This window comes from Alcanivorax xiamenensis, assembly GCF_009846745.1.
Lineage (GTDB): Bacteria > Pseudomonadota > Gammaproteobacteria > Pseudomonadales > Alcanivoracaceae > Alloalcanivorax > Alloalcanivorax xiamenensis.
Map to the genome: position 1 here is coordinate 1 of NZ_AQPF01000086.1, position 6,427 is coordinate 6,427.

Consider the following 6,427-nt stretch of genomic DNA (forward strand, 5'->3'; position numbering starts at 1 on the left):
GCGGCGACGTGGAGACCTTAAACAGGCTCTAAGTGCCGCTTTCGACATGCCGGTTTTCCACCGGAATCCGATACAGTAGAGAGCGAACCCCAACGGAGACACGACAGATGCGGGATGAACAACTGGCCGGCAAGGTCATTCTAATCACCGGTGCCGGCGGCGGTATCGGCCGGGTCACGGCGGAAAGCCTGGGCGCGGCGGGAGTACGGTTGATGCTGTCCGATATCGACGCCCACGCGGTGGAGTCCACCGCCGCCGCCATCCGCGAAGCCGGCGGCACCGCCCGGGCCATGGCCGTGGATGTCACCCGCGCGGATCAGGTGTCCGCCCTGGTGCAGGCCACGCTGGAGGCCTATGAACGTCTGGATGGCGCTTTCAACAACGCCGGCGTGGAGGAAGAAAACGCCAAGATCGTGGCCGTGGAAGAGAGCCTGTTCGACCGCATCATCGATATCAATGTCAAAGGCGTGTGGCTGTGCATGAAATACCAGATCGCCGCCATGGCCAAACAGGGTGACGGTGGCAGCATCGTCAATACCGCTTCCATCGCCGGCCTGGTGGGCGCTCCCAAGCGCGCCGCCTACGCCGCCAGCAAACATGCGGTGGTGGGATTGACCAAGAGCGTGGCGGCGGAATACGCCCGTCAGAACATTCGCGTCAACGCGGTCTGTCCAGGCATCATCCGTACCGCCATGATGGAGCGTGCCATCTCTCAGGTGGAGCGCGACGACGGCATCGACGCCGAACAGCAACGGCGCCTGCACGCGGCCCTGCATCCCATGGGCCGTGTCGGTGAAGCAACGGAAGTGGCGCAGGCGGTACAGTGGCTGCTGTCGGACGCGTCCTCTTTCGTCACCGGTCATCAACTGTCGGTGGACGGCGGCCTGACCGCTTTATAACGGACTGTTCAGGAGAACAACAATGCTCAAACTGCATGGCTTCAGTGCCAGCAACTACGTCAACATGGTGAAGTTCGCGCTGCTGGAAAAAGGCATGGCCTTCGAGCAGGTCAACGACTACCCGTCCCAGGAAGCCTCCTTTCTGGACATCAGCCCCATGGGCAAGGTGCCAGTGCTGGAAACCGGCCAGGGGTTTCTCGCTGAAACCAACGTGATCCTGGAATACATCGATGAAACCGGCGAAGGCCCGGCGCTGTACCCCGCCAATCCGTTTCAGCGCGCCCAGGTCAAGGAACTGGCCAAACTGATCGAGCTGTATATCGAACTGCCGGCGCGCCGCTGCTACCCGGAGGTCTTCTTCGGCGGCAAGGTCAGCGATGAAACCAAGCAACAGACCCGGGACGCGCTGATCAAAGGCGCCGCCGCCCTGAAGCGGGTGGCGAAGTTCGATCCGTTCGTGGCCGGCGCCCAACTTACCGCCGCCGACGCCGTCCTGCTCTACAGTCTGGATCTGGCCGCCGGTATCGCCGGCAAGCTGTTTGATCTGGACCTGCTGACGGAGATCCCCGGCAGCAAGGCGCTGCTTGATCAACTCAACCAAAGAGACAGCGCACGCCAGGTGGACGAGGAACGCAAGGCCGGCATGGCCGAATTCATGGCCCACGTGCGCGGCGGCAAGTAAGCACTGAATTGTAACCGCCATCGCGGTCCGTCCATTGGTATTGGAGATATGCATTCACGCTGTATTCGCGGCCGAGGCCGCTTCCCACGGAAGGCACTGCGAAGCCGATGTGGGAAGCAGCCTCGGCCGCGAATGGTCTGTAACAGCATCGGCCCGCTTCATAAAAGAAAGGACCGCGACACCGGCACTGTTTTGCCGCCCTCCATCCCGCTAAGCTGACCGGGCCTTTCAGCCAGGACTCTCCGTCATGCTGCTCCGCTCTTGCCTGGCGCTTCCCCTCGTTGCTCTGTTGAGCGGCTGCGCCGACGCCACCTCCCCCATTACCCCGGAAAACGGGCCACCACTCACCGTCACCGTTCTCGCTGAAGGGCTTGAGCACCCCTGGGCCCTGGCCTTTCTGCCCGGAGGCGAGGTTCTGATTACCGAAAGGGGCGGTACCCTGCGCCGTTTCCATGATGGTGTACTGGTGGAAGAACCGGTTCCCGGTGTTCCCGCCGTGGTGGCCCGGGGCCAGGGCGGCCTGTTCGATGTGCTGCCTCACCCCCGCTTCGAGGATAACCGGCGACTGTATCTGAGCTACGCCAAAGCCTGTGACGGCGGCGCCACCACCGCCGTGGGCCACGGTGAATATCGTGACGGCGAACTACACCGCTTCCGCGATGTGTTGGTGGCCGACGCCTGCAGTGATACCGGCCAGCATTTTGGCGGGCGGCTGCTGTTCGATGACGACGGCCATCTGTTTCTCACCATCGGTGACCGGGGACAACGGCAGCGGGCCCAGGACACCGGCGATCACGCGGGCAGTGTGTTGCGTCTGGATCAGGATGGCGCCGCCGCCAGCGGTAATCCGTTCGCCAACGGCGGCAACGGCCGCGCGGAAATCTGGAGTTGGGGGCATCGAAACCCCCAGGGCCTGGCGTTACACCCCGACACCCGCCAGCCCTGGCTCAACGAGCATGGCCCGCGCGGCGGCGATGAAATCAACGCGGTGAAACCGGGGGTGAACTACGGCTGGCCGGAAATCACCTACGGCCGCGAATATTACGGCCCCGCCATCGGCGAGACCCACCAGGAAGGCCTGGCCCCACCACTGCATTATTGGGTGCCCTCCATTGCCCCCTCCGGTTTCGCATTCGTCGGGGGCGATCGGTATCCGCAATGGCGGGGCGATGCGTTATCCGGCGCGCTTAAACTGACGCATCTGAACCGGGTGCGATTCAAGGGTGAGACACCGAAGCAGGAACTGCGTTATCTGCGGCAGCGCGAGCAACGTATCCGCGATGTGCGCCAGGGCCCGGAGGGTTACCTGTATTTGCTCACCGACAGCAATGACGGGCAACTGCTGCGGGTGGAGCCGGATTGAACGCCACCCTGGATCCCGGCCTTGCGCCAACCGATCAGTTCAAACCCTCGGAATGGACCAGGTGGAAACGGACGCCGCCAATGCTGACCTGACTTTGATCCACCGGCAGGCCCCGCTCAAGAGCGCGCGCCTTGATCGCCTCCAGATCATTCACCAGGATATCCACGCCACTGAGCCCTTCACCGCGCCCATCCCGATCAGCGACAAAATGCAGATAGGCATTATCCAAGACCACCTGTTGGCCGCCGCCACTGCTTTCTCCGCTGTTCTCCACCGGCCGGCGCAACAGGCTCCCCCAACGACGCGCCATATCCTCCGGCTCCGCCCCCTGCAGTTCGACACCGACGATGCGTTGCACCCGCTCCGTGTTAACGAAACTCTGCCAGTCCGGTCCCGCCGGGTTATAGGGGCCGTCCAGGGATTCACCGTAGCGGGTGTGGTTGATTTCCAGCAACGTGCCGCCCAGATCCTTGGGATGCAACTGCATGCCCCGATAATCGCCATGGCCAAGAAAAGCCGCCACTCGCACGCCCTGCGCATCCACATGAGGCCCCCAGCGGTCCACATCGTCGGTATCGAGGATCACCATGTAACCGCCGTCCCCGCCCCGACGCCGTAGAAAACGGCCGGCGGTGGTGTCCTCACGAGTCGGCGCCACGACTTCGATGAAGGTGTTGCCCACTGGCAACAGTGCGTTATGCAGGCCGAACGCCTGCACCGCCGGATCCCGATGGCACACCTGAATCCCGAAAACGTCGGCCAGGTCCTCCACCACCGGTTCCAACTGGCTGGCCACCAAACACAACTGACGGAAGCGAAGATAGGTCATTGATTGTTCTCCTTGATTCACGGACTCCGACGATCAACACGCCGGCATGCTGACACGCCAAACCCAAAGACCTGAAAACCGTCATGCCGGACTTGATCCGGCATCGCCCTCCATGAAGTGACGCGCCCCCCGGAAGGGATCCCGGGGCAGCCCGGGAATGAGCGCGAGATCAACGCGGATTGTTACGACAAGGCCCGCGCCAGCGCGCGTACGCCGACTTCGATATCTTCGTCATCGATCATACCGAAGCCGATCAACAGTCCCTTCGTCCCTTCGGACGAAGCGTAAAAGTCACCGAGATCTTCCGCGTTGATGCCCGCGCCAAGCAAGCGGGCTTCCAGCTTGTCCACCGATTCCCGGAATGCCAGCGCCAGATGAATGCCGGCCACCTGGGGCAAACAGTTCCACAGATCCGGCCGCCGCGCCAGCGCCACCAGTAATCGCTCCCGGCGCCCTTGATAAAGCCTCTGCATGCGACGCAAGTGGCGGACGAAAGCGCCCTCCTGGATCAGATTGGCCAGGGCTTTTTGCATCAGATTGGGGGCACGCCCGTCGGTCAGGCTCTTGGCCTGGCGCAGCGCCGGTTTCAGCCCCTTCGGCATGATCATGTAGCCGAGTCGCAGATCCGCATGCAGCACCTTGGAGAACGAGCCGAGATACGCCACCTGCTGGTGCCGGTCCAGACTCTTGAGCGCTTCCAGGGACCGGCCGTCGAAGCGGAATTCGCCATCGTAATCGTCCTCGACGATCAGCACGTCGCGCCCGCGAACGAAATCCAGCAGTCGCAGCCGCCGCTCCAGGGTCATTGGCATACCCAGGGGAAACTGATGAGATGGCGTCACATAGATCATCGAAGCCGCCTCCGGCACCTGGTCCACGCACAGCCCCTGTTCATCCACCGGCACTCCCACCACATGGGCACCATAGGATTCAAACACCCAGCGCGCCGGCGGATAGCCCGGTTCCTCCACCGCCACCACCGTCCCCGGCGCGATCCGTACCCGGGATAGCAAATCCATTCCCTGCATGGCCCCCTGGGTGACCATGACGTCATCCGCCGAGCACGGCAAACCGCGACTGTAACCCAGATAATGGGCGATCCCTTCGCGCAAACCGATGTCCCCCTGGCATTCGCCCTGCAGGGTGCGGTCGCGGGCCTCCTCGCGCAGCGCACGCATCACTGCCCGCCGCCAATCCGCCAGCGGCAGCAGACGCCGGTCGGTCACGCCACCGGAGAAGTTATAGCGGCGCGGCGCCTCCCGGTCTCCCCATACGGGTAACGGACGCCAATGACAGCCCGGCCCCACTCCCGGTTCCGCCTGTTCTCCGGTCACCACTGGTGGCAACCGACAAACAAAGGTTCCGGCCCCCCGGCGCGCTTCAAGGAAGCCCTCGGCAACCAAACGCTCATAGGCATCCACCACCGCCTGACGGGCAATACCCAGCTCCGCCGCCAAGGCACGGCTGGGTGGCAACCGTTGGCCGGGAGCCAGACGGCCCTCCACCAGTGCCGAGCGCAGGTCGCGGTAGAGCCGCTGGGGCACCGTGCCGGAGCCATTCAGCGGTAAATGGATTTGCAAATTGGTCTCCCAAAACCGTTCAAATTGGATCTGCCAAGCCTTCCAATTCAGCCCTAATCTGAACCGGCTTTTCAACCTCTTTGCCATCCGGCCTGTTCAACAGGCCTGTTTGCTTAACAGGAGCAATCATGAAAGCCCGTATCAACTTCTTCACCGCTTCGCCGGACACCATGAAAGCCATGCTCGGCACCTCGGAAGTGATCGAGAATACCGGCCTGGATCACCGTCTGTTGGAATTGATCAAGATACGAGCGTCGCAGATCAACGGCTGCGCCTTCTGCGTCCACATGCACGCCCGTGATGCCCGCGCCGCCGGCGTGCCCAATGAAGTGCTCGATACCGTGTCCGGCTGGCGTGAAGCACCCTGGTTCAGCGAACGGGAACGGGCCGCCCTGGCCTGGACCGAACGCCTCACCCGCCTCGGCGAAGGCCATCATGACGACGAGGCGGAATACGACTATCTGGCCGCCCACTTCAGCGAAAAAGAACGCACCGATCTGACCTACGCCATCGGTGTCATCAACATGTGGAACCGGTTCAATGTCGGCTTCCGTCACCAGCCGGAATAACGCTCTTGTTGAGGAGGAAAAGATGAAAGCCCGCTTCGATTTCTACAGCGCCTCACCGGACACCATGAAGGCGGTGTTCGCCACCCAGAAAGTCATCGATGCCACCGGCCTGGAACATCGCCTGGTGGAACTGGTGAAGCTGCGCGCTTCGCAGATCAATGGCTGTCTGTTTTGCATGTCCATGCACGCCGCGGACGCCCGCAACCGAGGCATTCCCAACGAAGTGCTGGACACCCTGCCAGGCTGGCACGAAGCGCCCTGGTTCAGCCAACGGGAAAGGGCCGCCCTGGCCTGGACCGATCACCTGACCCGCCTCAGCGACGCCAGCCACGATGACGAGGCGCTTTACCAGGCGCTGGCGGATCAGTTCACCGAGCAGGAATGCACCGATCTCACTTATGTGATCGGCGTGATCAATATGCTCAACCGGTTCGGTGTGGGATTCCGGCGCGCGCCGGATTGAGTTGGACGCCAGACGCCGATAATGCAAAACCAGACCCAACGC

At 62.6% G+C, this 6,427-nt stretch carries 7 protein-coding genes; 5 read left to right on the forward strand and 2 right to left on the reverse strand.

Going from position 1 to position 6,427, the window contains the following annotated elements:
* Window positions 1-107 precede the first annotated feature (107 nt).
* The 3 genes from A6D6_RS21225 (at window position 108) to A6D6_RS21235 (ending at window position 2,944) form a co-directional block, all read left to right on the forward strand.
* Entirely contained in the window at window positions 108-899 is a 792-nt protein-coding gene (locus A6D6_RS21225; RefSeq protein WP_159661805.1) for a glucose 1-dehydrogenase, read from the forward strand.
* Window positions 900-921: 22 nt separating this feature from the next.
* Window positions 922-1,581: a glutathione S-transferase family protein gene (locus A6D6_RS21230; RefSeq protein ID WP_159661806.1), complete on the forward strand. Its 660-nt coding sequence runs from the start codon at window positions 922-924 to the stop codon at window positions 1,579-1,581.
* Window positions 1,582-1,828: 247 nt separating this feature from the next.
* Window positions 1,829-2,944, forward strand: coding sequence for a PQQ-dependent sugar dehydrogenase (locus tag A6D6_RS21235; protein WP_159661807.1), 1,116 nt, complete (start codon window positions 1,829-1,831; stop codon window positions 2,942-2,944).
* A 34-nt stretch (window positions 2,945-2,978) separates the two neighbouring features.
* On the opposite strand, the gene A6D6_RS21240 is transcribed toward A6D6_RS21235, so the two are convergent.
* Complete coding sequence (locus tag A6D6_RS21240; protein WP_133492197.1) at window positions 2,979-3,773, reverse strand: VOC family protein; 795 nt, start codon at window positions 3,771-3,773, stop codon at window positions 2,979-2,981.
* 182 nt (window positions 3,774-3,955) lie between these two features.
* Complete coding sequence (pdxR, locus tag A6D6_RS21245) at window positions 3,956-5,353, reverse strand: MocR-like pyridoxine biosynthesis transcription factor PdxR (RefSeq protein WP_159661808.1); 1,398 nt, start codon at window positions 5,351-5,353, stop codon at window positions 3,956-3,958.
* 128 nt (window positions 5,354-5,481) lie between these two features.
* Between pdxR and A6D6_RS21250 the strand changes: the two genes are divergently transcribed.
* Complete coding sequence (locus A6D6_RS21250; protein ID WP_159661809.1) at window positions 5,482-5,922, forward strand: carboxymuconolactone decarboxylase family protein; 441 nt, start codon at window positions 5,482-5,484, stop codon at window positions 5,920-5,922.
* Between the two features lie 22 nt (window positions 5,923-5,944).
* Entirely contained in the window at window positions 5,945-6,385 is a 441-nt protein-coding gene (locus A6D6_RS21255) for a carboxymuconolactone decarboxylase family protein (protein WP_133492200.1), read from the forward strand.
* Window positions 6,386-6,427: the final 42 nt, after the last annotated feature.

What these genes read in the sequence shown, in the direction of transcription:
- A6D6_RS21240 (WP_133492197.1), bottom strand. Translation starts at nt 3,773, where the DNA reads ATGACCTATCTTCGCTTCCGTCAGTTGTGTTTGGTGGCCAGCCAGTTG.
- A6D6_RS21225 (WP_159661805.1), top strand. Translation starts at nt 108, where the DNA reads ATGCGGGATGAACAACTGGCCGGCAAGGTCATTCTAATCACCGGTGCC.
- A6D6_RS21230 (WP_159661806.1), top strand. Translation starts at nt 922, where the DNA reads ATGCTCAAACTGCATGGCTTCAGTGCCAGCAACTACGTCAACATGGTG.
- A6D6_RS21235 (WP_159661807.1), top strand. Translation starts at nt 1,829, where the DNA reads ATGCTGCTCCGCTCTTGCCTGGCGCTTCCCCTCGTTGCTCTGTTGAGC.
- A6D6_RS21255 (WP_133492200.1), top strand. Translation starts at nt 5,945, where the DNA reads ATGAAAGCCCGCTTCGATTTCTACAGCGCCTCACCGGACACCATGAAG.
- A6D6_RS21250 (WP_159661809.1), top strand. Translation starts at nt 5,482, where the DNA reads ATGAAAGCCCGTATCAACTTCTTCACCGCTTCGCCGGACACCATGAAA.